Source organism: Parahaemophilus parainfluenzae, from assembly GCF_001055095.1.
Taxonomy (GTDB): domain Bacteria; phylum Pseudomonadota; class Gammaproteobacteria; order Enterobacterales; family Pasteurellaceae; genus Haemophilus_D; species Haemophilus_D parainfluenzae_Z.
This window is the reverse complement of the sequence record NZ_JVHG01000025.1, coordinates 42,910-57,483: the sequence shown is the minus strand read 5'-3', so window position 1 is coordinate 57,483 and position 14,574 is coordinate 42,910. Positions and strand designations below refer to the sequence as shown.

Below are 14,574 nucleotides of genomic sequence, written 5' to 3'. Positions count from 1 at the left end.
TTATTTAAGTAGATTTGTCCAAATCTCTATGGTTTCTTCTTGAATTACGCCTTTTTCTTGACCTAATTTTATTGCCAGTTGCTGTAAACTTTTAGCCAACTCAGGATGACCACAATAATTTAAACTACGAATGATGCGAGAAATCTTCTTACTTTCATGCCCGATATTACGTAGCCAAACTTTACGTTCACTCAATTCAGGTTTTGGGAATATTTTATTATCTTCACGATATAAACAGAAGTAATCCAGAATAAAATCAATAGAATGTAAAAATTTCTTTTGAATAGCTTCATTTTCAATAAAAAATATTCGGTCTTCCTCATTAAAAACTGGCACTGAACGATTCCATTTGGAACTTTCAGTAACGGGTAAAAGCCAAGGAATATATAAATAAGCATCACCAACCATTCTTTTTGGCATTGCCCACATATCTTGCAAAGATAAATTATGTTGGCTTTTTCTTTGTTCTAAATAAAATTCAATTACTGGATGCATGCGTTTCCCGTTAATTCATCAGTCATACAGTATAGCGATATAAAACTCGCTATCTATTTAAAAAGTGCGGCTGTTTTCTATGATTTTTTAATTTTCTCCAATAACTCTGCTACTACCTTCGGTACGCCCTCACCCGCTTTTTCTTTGATTGCAATCACTTTCTTACGAACAAACCCTGTATTGGGATTAGGATCGATCAAATAGATAAGTGAACCATATGGAGCGAGATTTACCAATCCATTAGCTGGATAAACTTGTAATGAAGTGCCAATAACAATCACAATATCTGCCTTTTTCACTAACTTTTCTGCTTTAGGAAACATGGGTACATTTTCCCCAAAAAAGACTATATGTGGACGCATTGGATGACCGTGATTATCCTTATCCTCTAATAGTTGATCCCCAAAACATGGAACAATGTAATCGGTATTAAAACTGCTACGAGCTTTATTCAATTCACCATGTAAATGGAGTACGTTAGTACTCCCCGCTCGCTCATGTAAATCATCTACATTTTGAGTGATTATATGAACTTCATAAAACTCTTCCAATTCAACCAACGCCAAGTGTGCAGCATTAGGCTCTGCAGCTTGAGCATTACGACGTCGTTCATTATAAAACGCCAATACTTTTGCACGGTTTTTCTTTAAGGCTTCGGGTGTACAAACTTCTTCTACTTTATGCCCAGCCCACAAGCCATCTTCTGCTCTAAAAGTAGGAATACCACTTTCGGCACTAATTCCAGCGCCCGTTAATACCACGCAAATTGGTTTATTTTCCAAAGTCATTTTTCAGGCTCCTTTTTGTCGTAAAATTTCATCAATCTGTCTATCTCTAGCCATCATGCCAAATATATTCCCCGCTTTATAAAGCAGTTGATAAGCATAGCTTTCAATATGCAAGAATGGCTTCTCTGAAAGGCGTTGGAAATATTGTTTTAGCTGTGATTTTGAGCGTAATAACACGTCATATTCAGCTTGAATATGGGCACTCATTGCTTCAATACGTATTTTAAATTCATCACTGAGATAAGGGCTGATTATTAAATAGACCGTTTTGTGTTCGGTTGTTGTTTCATCCGCATAAACACATGCCAAATTAAACACTTGCCATTTATAGCGATCTGCAAAAGCACCAATGATTCGGCTTTGCTCCTCATTTTCAACTTGCACAAGTGCGGCTGATTTCTTCAAGCAATCTTGCAAAATATCACTTGGCGTAAAAGGGCCACAATCTAAGTAAGATAGTACACAGTTCCAGTTAGCAAATTGTTCAGTACCAAAATGTAAGTGTTTGCCTTCGAATTTATCTGCTCCATTTTTAGTGCGATCATCAATTAAATAATCGCCTTGGTTCAGGTTTTTATGGTGAGATAAAATTAACCGCTTGTATAATGCCGAGCCTTTTTCTTCGCCGAAATAACGTTGAATCCATTTTACTTTATCACTCCAAGCTGATGGATTATGCCAAGGAGCGGTAGAAAGTGCGTAAATATGGTATTTTTTAATCAATTTATGAACGGCAGTAATCGCATTCGGCATGGGGTCCATTAAGCTAAAAATGCCCTCAACTTCATCATATCGCCCTTCATACTCTTGCTTGGTTTTCTCATCTAATTTTGCAATACCAGACGGAAAATCAACCATCACATTATCCATATCAATATAAACAATTTTCTTCATTTTAATGCCCTCTCTGTTGATGGCTTAATGATAAAAGATGAAGCGACAATTCATGTCGTTAAGCATTTTCGTCTAAATAAGTGCGGTCAATTTCTTGGTAATCTTCACCAAAATGGGCAATCCACCACTCTAGCATGGCACTCTCAATCACGGTGGCTGAAATTTCATATTCATCACCGCAATCTTTTACGCGTTGATCCGCTGATAGCGGGGTTTCTGTCAAAAAGCCTCCTGTTTGTTTATCAATACGGAAAGTTAAACGAATCTTTCTACCTGAACTAAAGCCAAAGTTTTGACTTTCGATATGCGCTTTTAGACTAAATTTCGGGCGCTCAAATTGCATCGTACTGACATTAACTGAAATAAATCGATGTAATGCAAGATGTCTAATCGCTCCACTCTCATATTGAACCACTAAATAAGTACTTGGACCTTGCTGCACTAATGCAAGGGGTTTAACTTGAGCATCACGTATATCTCCATCATTCTTACGATAGCTCATGTTAATGTATTTATTATGATAAAGAGCAATACTTACTTTATTGAATACTTCAGGATCAATCTTTGCAGGTAATAATGGCTGGCTAGTTGGAGCTATCCCGGCTTTATTCAACCACTCAGAGGCTTCCTTTTTCTGATTTTTGCCATAAGCCAAATTATATTCAGCCTGTTTAAAAAAACCGTCCATCGATTGCATAATATTGGTTGGCAAAATACCGGTTAAATATTGCTTTGCCAACATCAAAACCAACGATTGCTGTTCGTTTAAAATTGGCATATCTAAGCCTTTTGCATCGGGTTTCCAACGATAGCTATACGGTTTATCATTAGTATTGCAATCAATTTCAAACTGCTCACATAACGTATTTAGTGCACGCTGAATACTACGTAAATCACGCTCAATACCTAATGCGAGCAATTTCTCTCGCAATTCTAATGAGCTAATGGAATAGTTTTTCGGAATTAAACGTAATAGTTCGAGGTGAAATTTTAGGGAAGATGATTCGGACATAATTGCCTCATAAATAAAAATATTTTCTTTAATCATATAAAAAATCGGGCAATTTTTAAACTGCCCGATTAGTTTCTATTTTTGGCCGCACTTTATGCTTTTACGGTATCAATACGTTCGAATGACAACACTTTATTTTCTAACTGACGGAGTAATAAAGTAGCGATACCAGTAATGATGAGATAAATACCGCCTGCAATACCGTAGATAGTGAGTGCATCATATTCGGTGCCGTAAAGTTGGCGAGCATATCCCATGATATCCATGATCGTAATGGTAGAAGCTAATGCTGTACCTTTAAATACCAAGATAATTTCATTGGTATAAGAAGGGAGTGCGCGTTTTAACGCATAAGGAATGAGAATTTTTAACGTCTGCATACGACTTAGTCCTAATGCCGCACAGCTTTCCCATTGACCTTTAGAGATCGCTTTTACTGCTCCGTGGAATAATTGGGTTGAATAAGCGGCACTATTCAATGCTAAAGCTAATGCTGCACAGAACCATGCATTGGAGAATAATCCCCATAATGGGCTGTTCACCAACCATTGGAATTGGCCTGGGCCTGCATAAATTAAGAAAAATTGCACTAAAAGTGGGGTGCCTGTAAATAAAACAAGGAACAAATTGACCGCACTTTTCACCAATTTATTGCCGATAGAAAGCAAGAAGGTTAGTCCCAATGCTAAGAAAAAGGCAATAAACAAAGATACGACTGTAAGCAACAGGCTAGTCGGAATGCCTTGAGCAATCACTGCTAAATACTCTTGAAACATTATTCGACTCCCCGTTCAAATCGAGTGAAACGTAATTCTAATTTGCGAATACCCGCTTGGCTGATCAACGTAATCACTAAATAAATCAACGCAGCAATACCATACCAAGTAAAAGGTTCATGAGTATTTGTATTAATGTATCCTGCCTGGCGCATTAAATCATCAACACCAATTAATGACACCAATGCCGTATCTTTTAATAACACGAGCCATTGATTGCTTAAGCCTGGTAAAGCGTGTCGCCATACTTGCGGCATAATCAAATGAATGAAAGTATAAGGTCGGCTTAATCCTAATGCTGCACCTGATTCCCACTGTCCTTTTGGAATAGCTTGGATCGCACCACGTAAGGTTTGTGAAGCATAAGAGGCAAAAATCAAAGACAATGCAAATACACCACAACCAAAGGCGCTGAATTCGATATACTCACCCGTCAGCATTTCCACAACTTGGGTTGAACCAAAATAAATCAGTAGAACCACCAAGATTTCCGGTAAACCACGCAATAAAGCGATCACAACAGAAACTGGTTTCGCAATAAAGACATATTTATTCGCTTCTAAAGCCGTAAAAATAATACTGAGCAATAAACCGACAATTAACGAGCAAATAGCAAGCCCTAAGGTCATTAGGGCTGCATGTCCAATTAATGTAAGATAATCATAAAACATAGATTATTTTGTCATCCATTTGTCATAGATTTTTTGGTATTCACCATTTGCTTTCACGGTTTCTAAACCTTTATTTAAGCTTTCTAGCAATTCTTTGCTTGATTTATTCACCGCGATACCTAAACCATTACCGAAATATTTTTTGTTAGTCACTTTCTCGCCAACAAATTGAATTTCAGGCTCTTTAGAAATCATATCAGACAATACGGCTGTATCACCGAAGATGATATCAATACGACCATTTTTTAAGTCTAAGATCGCATCTTGTAAGCTTGCATAAGATTTTGCATTATATTGCTTGGTTTCTGCTGCGGTATATTGTTGGAATGTTGTTCCGTTTTGAACACCAATTGTTTTTGCTGAAGCTAAATCTGCTTTGCCTTTTAAAGCGACATAACTTGCTGTGCTGTCATAATACGCATTAGAAAATGAAACTTGTTTTGCACGCGCTTCAGTAATATCCATTGCAGAAATCGCTGCATCAAAACGTTTTGCTTTCAAGCTTGGAATTAATGCATCAAAAGATTGGCTTTTGAAATGACAAGTCGCTTGGATTTCTTTACAAATTGCATTCGCTACATCCACATCAAAACCGATAATTTCACCTTTTTCATTTGTTGTTTCAAATGGCGGGTAGCTCGGCTCCATCGCGAAAGTGATTTCTTGTGCATTTGCAGCAAAAGCTGAGCCCATTAACATTGCGCTTAAAAGTAATTTTTTCATGTTGTGTTTCCTTATTCTGAGTGTGAAAGATATTGTTTAAATTGTTCGGTTTTTGGATTATCAAAGCAATCTGCACTGCCCATTTCAATAATCTTACCTTGTTCCATATAGACGACCTTGGTCGCCACTTTTTGTGCCACGTTCACTTCGTGGGTCACAATCACCTGAGTAATACCTGTTTGTTGAAGCTCTTTAATGATATCAACAACTTGAGCTGTAATTTCAGGATCCAGTGCTGCCGTTGGTTCATCAAACAGCAACACTTGTGGTTTCATCATTAATGCTCGAGCAATAGCAACACGTTGTTGCTGACCGCCTGATAAGTGAAGAGGAAAACGATCGGCATGCTCTTCCAAACGTAAACGTTTTAAAAGTTCTAATGCATCTTTTTTCGCTTCTTCTTCGCTAATGCCTAATACTTTTTGAGGCGCTTCAATCAGGTTTTCAATTACCGTCAAATGCGGCCAAAGATTGTATTGTTGAAATACCATGCCGACATCTTGACGAAGTTGACGAATGGCTTTCGGATTATTATTCGCTTGAGACAAATCAAAATGATTATTCGCAATATGCAATTCGCCAGAGGTCGGCACTTCTAATAAATTTAATGTACGTATTAACGTACTTTTTCCTGCGCCACTTGGTCCGAGTAACACCACGGTATCGCCTTCTTGTGCATCAAGATTGATATCAAACAATGCCTGTGATGAACCATAAAAGAAATTCAAATTTTTAACACTAATCGCCATTTTAAGTTTACTGCTGTCCTTGATTGACTTGTAAGAATGAATAAATATTACTTTTTAGTGATTATTTATGCAAGTATTTTTTATAAAAAATCCCAAAAAACTTTTTGGGACCTTTAAATCATTGAATTTTAAACCGCACTTATCGCGAATTAGGCCTCTTTCGCCATCTCAAATTCAACTAGCATCATCAAAATATGAATCACTTTGATGTGGATTTCTTGAATACGATCTGCATAACCGAAGTGTGGCACACGAATTTCAACATCCGCTAAGCCTGCCATTTTACCGCCATCTTTACCAGTCATCGCAATCACTTTCATGCCTTTTGCTTTCGCGGCTTCAATCGCATTTAAGATATTTTTAGAATTGCCTGATGTTGATAATCCGAATAAAACATCGCCTTCTTTACCGACGGCTTCAACAAAGCGAGAGAATACATATTCATAACCAAAGTCATTACTTACACAGCTTAAATGACTTACATCAGAAATCGCAATTGCAGGATAACCTGGACGATTTTCACGATAACGACCTGTGAGTTCTTCAGCAAAATGCATGGCGTCACAGTGAGAACCACCATTACCGCAAGATAATACTTTACCGCCATTTTTAAAGCTTTCCGCTAATAATTTAGCCGCTTTCTCAATGAGTTTGATGTTGTTATCATCTGAAACAAACTTATTTAATACGTCTTGTGCTTCCACAAGCTCCGCTTTAATTTGATCAAAATACATTTTATTCTCCTTAAAAATTAAAATTCGAAATAGCGTTGGCATTGTATAGCGTTCATTTCAAATAATCTAGCGCTCTTTTTTATCACGCCCTTTTTCAGCTTACGTCTCATTATTTTGCGATATCTATCGCAAATCCAGCTAAAAACACTTCAAAAAATGACCGCACTTTTTAAACTCAATAAATTTAAAAAGGAGAGATTATGCGAGCGATTTACTTATTACTTTACCTTCTATTCAACCAAATAACCTGGGCGAACGAGCGTGATTTAATGCTATTAGGCACTTATGAAAACCAAGATGTTCAAGGTTGGGTGATGTCTGAAAAATTGGATGGGGTACGAGGTTATTGGGATGGCAAAACATTATTAAGCCGTCAAGGACTCCCCTTGCCCGCGCCTACCTATTTTACCGCTCAATTTCCGCCTTTTGCCATTGATGGTGAGATATTTAGTGAACGTAATCAATTTGAAGAAATTGCTTCTATCACAAAATCCTTTAAAGGTGATAATTGGGCAAAATTAACACTTTATGTTTTTGATGTACCGAATGCCTCAGGAAATCTCTTTGAACGTCTCAAAAACTTAGAAGATTATTTGAAAGATCACCCTACATCTTATATCAAGATTATTCCGCAAATTCCAATACGAGATAAAACGCATTTATTCGAGTATTTACATGAAATTGAAAGGAAAAAAGGTGAAGGTGTTGTGTTACGTAATCCTAATGCGCCTTACGAAAGAAAACGCAGTACACAAATTTTAAAGTTAAAAAATACTTATGATGAAGAATGCACCGTGATAGCACATCACAAAGGGAAAGGACAATTTGAGAATATACTCGGATCGCTCACCTGTGAAAACCATCGTGGAAAATTCAAAATTGGTTCAGGATTTAATCTGAGTGAGCGCGAAAATCCACCGCCTATTGGTAGCACGATTACCTACAAATATCGAGGATTAACTAATTCTGGAAAACCTCGTTTTGCTACTTATTGGCGAGAGAAAAAATAAGAGCGGTCAAAAACATCGCTATTTTTGACCGCTCTTTATATTTGATAACTCAATTATAGGTGTTGATTAATAAACGCTGCTAATTGATTTTTTGGTAACGCACCGACTTGTGTTGCAACAAGTTGGCCATTTTTGAAAAGTAGTAAAGTTGGGATACTACGTACACCAAATTGACCTGCAACTAATTGGTTGTCATCTACGTTGATTTTAACGATTTTTGCTTTACCTGCGAATTCAGGTGCGATTTCATCTAAAATTGGCGCAATCATTTTGCAAGGGCCACACCAAGGAGCCCAAAAATCCACTAATACAGGGATATCTGATTGCACAACGGCAGTTTCAAAATCTGCATCATTAATATGTAATACTTCGCTCATTTTTGTTTCCTTATTTAATAAGGTGCTGACGAATCAACACCTAACGTTAATTGATGTTGTGCATAATAGCACAAGGCATATTGAATTGCACAGATTAGTCCGATTGGTAAAAACTAATTATTTAAGTTGTGTAAAGGCCTGTAATAAATCGGCTTTGATGTCTTCCACATCTTCTAAACCAACAGAAAAACGCAATAATGTGTTTGTAATACCACGAGCAACACGTTCTGCTTCTGGAATATCCATATGGGTTTGGGTTGCGGGATAGGTAATAAAGCTTTCTGTACCGCCTAAGCTTTCCGCAAAGGTAATCAATTTGATTGATTTTAAGAAAGTATTCACCCAATTTTCATCTTTCAAACGGAAAGAAAGCATACCGCCTTTGTTTGGATATAACACACTATCAATTTGTGGCTGTTCGCGTAAAAATTCTGCAATCGCCTTCGCATTATCTTGATGGCGTTTCATTCGTAATGAAAGGGTTTTCATACCACGCACGGTTAACCAAGAATCAAATGGCGAAAGTACGGCACCCGCACCATTTTGAATATAAGCGATACGATCACAAAGCTCCTGCCCTTTCGCAATAATTAAGCCCACTAAACTATCATTATGACCCGCAATATATTTTGTACCGCTATGAATGACAATATCCGCGCCTAAATCTAATGGACGCGATAGCACTGGAGTTAAGAAGGTATTATCCACAATCATTAATAAATCGTGTTTTTTCGCTAATTTCGCAATTTCTGATACATCACACTCTTCCATTAATGGATTTGATGGGGTTTCAATAAAAATCGCTTTTGTATTATCTGTAATAGCGGCTTCAATTTCAGCTAAAGAAGCGGTATTCACATAAACGGGTTTTACGCTGTTGTTATTTTTATAGGCAAAATCCAATAAACGATAAGTCCCACCATATACATCACTTGACACAATCCATTCATCTGGGCCTTTAAATAAATTCATCAGCACTTGAATTGCTGCCATACCTGAAGCAAAAGCAAAACCACGATCACCATTTTCTAATTTTGCTACGGTATCTTCCAAAACACTACGTGTTGGGTTTTTCGTACGCGTATAATCAAATCCGGTACTTTCGCCAATCCCATGATGGCCATAAGCTGTTGAAAGATAAATTGGCGTAGAAACTGCACCAGTGCGCTCATCACTGCGATTTCCCGCTTGGGCTAATAATGTATCGATAGAATATTGTTGTGTCATAATTTACCTCTAAAACATGCAAAAATTTGACCGCGCTTTTCTTGATTTAATGGCGAACAAAACGCTCCAATTTTGTCACAAACCCAATCACGATAAAAGTAGAAATTGAAAACTAAGCTAAAATTATATTCTTGTGTCAAATTTTGCTGTAATTTCAACCGAAACGAAGATTTTTTCAACATTTGAATTTTTTTTTCAGATCTTCGATTGACAGAATTTAAAATTTCCGTAAAATTCACCGCACTAACAGCGTATGCGGGAATAGCTCAGTTGGTAGAGCACGACCTTGCCAAGGTCGGGGTCGCGAGTTCGAGCCTCGTTTCCCGCTCCAAACTAACGGCGTGTTAGCAAAGCGGTTATGCACTGGATTGCAAATCCATGTAGCTCGGTTCGACTCCGGGACACGCCTCCATAACCACGCAGTTAGTTAATCACTCGATGCCCGAGTGGTGGAATCGGTAGACACAAGGGATTTAAAATCCCTCGCCTTTCGAGGCGTGCCAGTTCAAGTCTGGCTTCGGGCACCATCTAATTCCAAACCAATAATCAGTACCTAGTCCAATACTTAACTTTAATTTTTAATTATCGTTAGGTGAGGAATTATGGACTTCTCTTCTATTTCTAAAAAACCTTATATTATTACTGTCGCTTGTACTAAAGGCGGTTCTGCAAAAAGTACAAATGCTGCCAATATTGGGGCGTTCTGCGCTGATCACGGTTTAAGAACTCTTCTTATTGATACTGATACTCAACCAACCTTAAGCTCTTATTATGCTTTAACTGAAGAAGCTCCCGGTGGTATTTATGAGTTTTTAACCCGTCGTGATATTGAACCTTCCCATATCATTTCAAAAACATCCATTCCAAATTTGGATTTAATTCAATCAAATGACCCATCGAACAATGTAAGTCAAACTCTACGTAATGCCCCTGATGGTGCAATTCGATTTAGTCACTTAATTAAAAACATTGATAATTATGATGTTATTGTGGTTGATACTCGAGGTACTAGAGACATTACTGTCGATATGTCTGTCTTAGCAGCTGACATCCTATTCTGCCCTATTCTTCCACACATTCTTTCTGCGAAAGAATTTATCCGTGGAACTATCGGAATGTATCAAGATTTAGAAACCTTTGAATCATTTGGCTTCAAATTACCACCTCTCAAAGCTATCGCAAATTGCGTTGATAATACTAATGACGTGAAATTTGTACTCAATCAATTGCATGTCCTATTTGAAACCAATTTTGATGAAAGCAAAACCTTCCTTGATTTTTCAATCCCTGCGCATGTGGCATATAGAGAAGCTGCAACTTATTCATTGCCAGTTTATCGCCATAGCCAAGCTGAATATCCTGTTATCAAAGAACTGTGTTGCTTGTTACTCCCTCAATTTAAAACACTTTTTGATAAACCAATGAAAAAGGAAGGCTAATATGACTGATAAACTTATTGCTTCTATTGAAGCGGAAAGTGCGGTCATTGGTGCTCTCATTATTGATAATGACAAATTTGATGAGATCGCAACTTTACTGCGCTCTGATGATTTTTATGTCTCAGCTCATAAAGCATTGTTTGAAGGTGTTAGCCATCTATTAACACAAGGAAAACCCGCTGATATTTTAACTTTGGAGCAGTATTTCAAAGATAAAAAACTGATTGATCAGATAGGGGGATTAGCATACTTAGCTGACATTATTCACAATACCCCTTCTGCATCTAATATCACTGCGTATGCTGAGATTATTTCTCGTTATAGCAAACAACGTCGTTTTTTGACTCTGGGCCAGTTTATTGTAACTGAAATGCAATCTTCAAAAGATGAGATTGAATTAACTTCTTTTGAGGAAAGTGTTGATAAGCAATATACCAATATTGTCATCGAACAAGAGACGGATGGTGTTGCTGATCTTAATGCCAGTTTCGAGCGAATCCTTTCTCGCATGGAAACGTCCTCTATTAATGCCGATCCAGTTAGTGGAACACCAACAGGCATTATTGAATTAGATAGAGCAACAACAGGCGGTCAACCAGGAGAACTTATCATTATTGCAGCTCGTCCAGCAATGGGTAAAACAACCTTTGCACAAACGATTGCCGCAAGTACGTTAGATAAATTTCCTGACAGCCCTATCCAATTTTACAGTCAAGAAATGCCAGCTGATCAACTATTAGAACGTTTTATGGCAATGCGCTCTCGCGTCAGCTTGCAATCTATTCGTCAAGCGACTGAGCTTGAAGAGGAAGAATGGACTCGACTTGCTAATGCAATGGGGACAATTAAAAAAGACTGGAAAGGTCGTTTGTTAATTGATGATGAAGCTTCTTTAACACCTCATCGTTTACGCGCCAAAGTACGTAAAAACACTCGTCTATACGGCAAACCTAAAGCGATTTTCATTGATTACATCCAACTAATGAGAACCGGAAGTAAAACTGAAAATCGCAATTTAGAACTTGCCGAAATATCCAATGATTTAAAGAAATTAGCCAAAGAAACTGGATGCCCAATTTATGCATTATCTCAACTAAACCGAGGTTTAGAAAATCGAGCTAATAAGCGTCCAATCAATGCCGACTTACGTGACTCCGGCTCTCTTGAACAAGATGCTGATGTCATCATTCATCTTTATAGAGATGAAATCTATAACCCTGACACAGAAGATAAAGGCATTGCGGAAATCATCATTGGTAAACAGCGTAATGGCCCGTTAGCCACAGTAAAAACACTGTTTCAAGGTCAATACAGCATTTTTGAGAATTTAACGACACAGGATAGATATTATGAATAATCCATTTATTGCTAAAAATAAAAAACAACAAAGTCAATTAGACGCGATTGCGAAAGGATTAAATGTTCAACCTATTAATAATCAGTCTGCTGCTTATCAAACAACAACAGCAACACATTATCCTGCGCAATCTAAATACATTACCGTTACGTTAGATAAATTACGCCCTTATGAACACAACCCTCGTAAGACACGTAATCCTAACTTTGAAATGATTAAAGAGTCAATTCGTCGTCGTGGTCTTGATCACAAACCCAATATCACTCAACGACCTGGTGAACCTTTCTATATCATTGCTGACGGTGGGAATACTCGTATTCAAGCATTAAAAGAACTATTTACAGAGACTCAAGATCAACGTTTTTGGTCTATTGAATGCTTATATAAACCTTGGAAAGGTGAAAGTGCTGATAGCGTAGAAGCGGAATTAGATTTGCTTATTGGTCATTTAATTGAAAATGATACACGTGCAGATTTAACCTTTATTGAGAAGGCGTTAGGAATTCAGCAAGCGAAAGAATACTATGAGCAAAAGTTAGGAAAATCCCTTTCTTCTCGCGAGCTTTCAAGTGAGTTAGAAAATGATGGATACATTATTGCTAATACAACAGTAGCAAAAATGGAACGCTGTATTAATTTCCTATATCCATACATTCCTGATGTGCTATTTAATGGGCTGGGACATGCGCCAATTGATAAATTGCTTGCGATTCGTAATAACGCCTTAGCCATTTGGCAAAATTATCAATTTGAATTAGATGTATCCTTTGATGAAATTTGGGGAAATAGCTTATCTCGTTGTAACGATGATCAGCCATTCCACATTAAAACCTTCCAAGATCACCTTATTGATGAAATGTCATCTATGTTAGGTGACCGTGTGAGTTATGAAGTGCTTTATCTTGAAATTGATCTCGATGAGCAAAAATTCAAGAAAATGGCGCAAAAACAACACGAAATACAACAAAGCGTACAAGAAAGCATTCAAGATGTTCAAACGTTTAATACGCCACATCCACAAGAAACCGCATTAGATACATTATCTCAACCTAGTGTAGTCACTACTCCACAAATGACCACTACTGAAAAAAAATCAATACCTGCGCCAGGATTAAAGCAAGCAAGTGTTGAAATTTCTCCTTCATTTGAGGATGAAGCAGATAATAAAACAGAGGATGAAGAGTTTGATGAAACTAATGCTAATTCAGAAGGGCTTTCTTTTGATTTTGCTAAAAATTTAACTCAACAATTTGGCATTACTCCTGGCATGAGCATTCAGGAGCAACGCCAACAACGTGCAGAAGAAAATGGATTAGGCTTTGCTTGCGTAGGCCGTCAACCAGTTGATGATATTTGGAAAATTTATCCTGGTCGTCAGCATAAAGTAGAAGCTTATTCACTAGCACTCGACATTGCGGAAAGTGTTGGATTAACTGATTACATTGAACACGTCGTAAAAGAGCCTGTTGATTACACTTACCGCGTAAAACCATTAGATAAAGATGTGAGCGGTGTAGCACAGATGTGTTATGACTTCTTAAATTTATTACAAACAGATGTGCACCCACAGACATCTTTCACCTTATTACCGGAATATTTACTCAATACTCAAGAAATTGATGATACCACGCTAGTTAAATTATTCCGTTTAATTCGCCTCGTTCGCTATATTCGTTCAGAAGGAGATGCATAATGAGCATGTTCAGCAATTTAAACCAAGTGGTATTGAATGAGATTTTGGTTAATTTACAAGAAGGCAATATCAATGTTTGCCGGAACTATGGTTTCTCAAAACAAGAATTGCAAGAAATTGAAAAACTCAGCACAGAGGAAGTTTATGAACTGGCTAACACCAAAGCTCCCTTTGCCAAAGTTGAAATTAATCACGATGCATTTTGGCGATTAGTGGCTCGAGTACGCATGTCGTCACAAGAACGTCGCCTTATTGATCGCGCATTAATGTTAGGTGCATCCATCCAAATGCTCAATTCCTACTTCGGCTTAACCACTTCAAAAGTATCTGCTCGTCGTAGCCTACTTGGAAAACAAGAACCAATGGGACGTAAGCCAGCAGCAACCGAAGAGGAAGAAAAATTAATTTGGGACTTATGGCAAGAGCATAAAGGTGATGTTCAAACAATTGAATCAACAGAAGGACTAGAGCTGTTAATTTTAATTGCTGAAGAAACCGGTATTAATTTAACTGAAATCTGGAAACTTGTTAGCCGCTGGAATGCAGCTTAAAAAACATAACGCCCAACCTAGTGCGTTACGTTAAGTTGGGCGTTATTCATATCGTTAGTAAGGAACTTGAGAAAGTTC

Annotated in this window: 16 protein-coding genes and 3 tRNA genes; 8 read left to right on the top strand and 11 right to left on the bottom strand. The window is 37.6% G+C overall.

Annotation, left to right across the window (positions count from 1 at the left end; all coding sequences use genetic code 11):
* The 9 genes from ADA56_RS08075 to lpcA all read right to left on the bottom strand — a co-directional run bounded on the left by ADA56_RS08075 (position 1) and on the right by lpcA (position 6,842).
* The gene (locus tag ADA56_RS08075; protein WP_049370089.1) at positions 1 to 495 is read right to left on the bottom strand and encodes an opioid growth factor receptor-related protein; all 495 of its coding nucleotides are present in this window, start codon (positions 493 to 495) and stop codon (positions 1 to 3) included.
* Positions 496 to 572: 77 nt separating this feature from the next.
* Entirely contained in the window at positions 573 to 1,283 is a 711-nt protein-coding gene (locus ADA56_RS08070; protein WP_049370088.1) for an SIR2 family NAD-dependent protein deacylase, read from the bottom strand.
* Positions 1,284 to 1,286: 3 nt separating this feature from the next.
* Positions 1,287 to 2,177, bottom strand: a complete 891-nt coding sequence (locus ADA56_RS08065) for a 5' nucleotidase, NT5C type (RefSeq protein ID WP_049370087.1) — start codon at positions 2,175 to 2,177, stop codon at positions 1,287 to 1,289.
* A 58-nt stretch (positions 2,178 to 2,235) separates the two neighbouring features.
* Positions 2,236 to 3,192: a helix-turn-helix transcriptional regulator gene (locus tag ADA56_RS08060; protein WP_192829123.1), complete on the bottom strand. Its 957-nt coding sequence runs from the start codon at positions 3,190 to 3,192 to the stop codon at positions 2,236 to 2,238.
* Positions 3,193 to 3,281: 89 nt separating this feature from the next.
* Positions 3,282 to 3,965, bottom strand: a complete 684-nt coding sequence (gene artM, locus ADA56_RS08055; RefSeq protein WP_049370086.1) for an arginine ABC transporter permease ArtM — start codon at positions 3,963 to 3,965, stop codon at positions 3,282 to 3,284.
* Positions 3,965 to 4,636 carry an arginine ABC transporter permease ArtQ gene (gene artQ, locus ADA56_RS08050; protein WP_049370085.1) on the bottom strand — a complete coding sequence of 224 codons (672 nt, stop codon included), beginning with the start codon at positions 4,634 to 4,636 and terminating at the stop codon, positions 3,965 to 3,967. The genes artM and artQ overlap by 1 nt, the downstream gene beginning before the upstream one ends.
* Before the next feature lie 3 nt (positions 4,637 to 4,639).
* Complete coding sequence (locus tag ADA56_RS08045; RefSeq protein WP_049370084.1) at positions 4,640 to 5,359, bottom strand: arginine ABC transporter substrate-binding protein; 720 nt, start codon at positions 5,357 to 5,359, stop codon at positions 4,640 to 4,642.
* Positions 5,360 to 5,370: 11 nt separating this feature from the next.
* Positions 5,371 to 6,108, bottom strand: a complete 738-nt coding sequence (gene artP / locus ADA56_RS08040) for an arginine ABC transporter ATP-binding protein ArtP (protein ID WP_049370083.1) — start codon at positions 6,106 to 6,108, stop codon at positions 5,371 to 5,373.
* A gap of 149 nt (positions 6,109 to 6,257) precedes the next feature.
* On the bottom strand, positions 6,258 to 6,842 hold the full coding sequence (gene lpcA / locus ADA56_RS08035) for a D-sedoheptulose 7-phosphate isomerase (RefSeq protein WP_014065007.1): 585 nt from the start codon (positions 6,840 to 6,842) through the stop codon (positions 6,258 to 6,260).
* Positions 6,843 to 7,042: 200 nt separating this feature from the next.
* On the opposite strand from lpcA, the gene ADA56_RS08030 reads away from it, so the two are divergent.
* A complete protein-coding gene (locus tag ADA56_RS08030; RefSeq protein ID WP_049370082.1) occupies positions 7,043 to 7,852 on the top strand; it encodes a DNA ligase in 810 nt (269 codons plus the stop codon).
* A 53-nt stretch (positions 7,853 to 7,905) separates the two neighbouring features.
* On the opposite strand, the gene trxA is transcribed toward ADA56_RS08030, so the two are convergent.
* The gene (gene trxA, locus ADA56_RS08025; RefSeq protein WP_014065005.1) at positions 7,906 to 8,229 is read right to left on the bottom strand and encodes a thioredoxin; all 324 of its coding nucleotides are present in this window, start codon (positions 8,227 to 8,229) and stop codon (positions 7,906 to 7,908) included.
* A gap of 117 nt (positions 8,230 to 8,346) precedes the next feature.
* Entirely contained in the window at positions 8,347 to 9,456 is a 1,110-nt protein-coding gene (locus tag ADA56_RS08020; RefSeq protein WP_049370081.1) for a methionine biosynthesis PLP-dependent protein, read from the bottom strand.
* A 255-nt stretch (positions 9,457 to 9,711) separates the two neighbouring features.
* Between ADA56_RS08020 and ADA56_RS08015 the strand changes: the two genes are divergently transcribed.
* From ADA56_RS08015 to ADA56_RS07985, 7 genes are all read left to right on the top strand, one after another.
* Positions 9,712 to 9,787 (top strand) — tRNA-Gly (locus ADA56_RS08015).
* A 7-nt stretch (positions 9,788 to 9,794) separates the two neighbouring features.
* Positions 9,795 to 9,868 (top strand) — tRNA-Cys (locus ADA56_RS08010).
* Between the two features lie 28 nt (positions 9,869 to 9,896).
* Positions 9,897 to 9,983, top strand: a tRNA-Leu gene (locus ADA56_RS08005).
* A gap of 75 nt (positions 9,984 to 10,058) precedes the next feature.
* Positions 10,059 to 10,895, top strand: a complete 837-nt coding sequence (locus ADA56_RS08000; RefSeq protein WP_005653598.1) for a ParA family protein — start codon at positions 10,059 to 10,061, stop codon at positions 10,893 to 10,895.
* Position 10,896: 1 nt separating this feature from the next.
* Entirely contained in the window at positions 10,897 to 12,252 is a 1,356-nt protein-coding gene (dnaB, locus tag ADA56_RS07995; RefSeq protein ID WP_049370080.1) for a replicative DNA helicase, read from the top strand.
* Positions 12,245 to 13,945: a ParB family protein gene (locus tag ADA56_RS07990; protein WP_049370079.1), complete on the top strand. Its 1,701-nt coding sequence runs from the start codon at positions 12,245 to 12,247 to the stop codon at positions 13,943 to 13,945. Before dnaB ends, ADA56_RS07990 begins: the two co-directional genes overlap by 8 nt.
* The gene (locus tag ADA56_RS07985; RefSeq protein ID WP_005653590.1) at positions 13,945 to 14,496 is read left to right on the top strand and encodes a DUF2857 domain-containing protein; all 552 of its coding nucleotides are present in this window, start codon (positions 13,945 to 13,947) and stop codon (positions 14,494 to 14,496) included. The genes ADA56_RS07990 and ADA56_RS07985 overlap by 1 nt, the downstream gene beginning before the upstream one ends.
* The last annotated feature ends 78 nt before the right edge of the window (positions 14,497 to 14,574 follow it).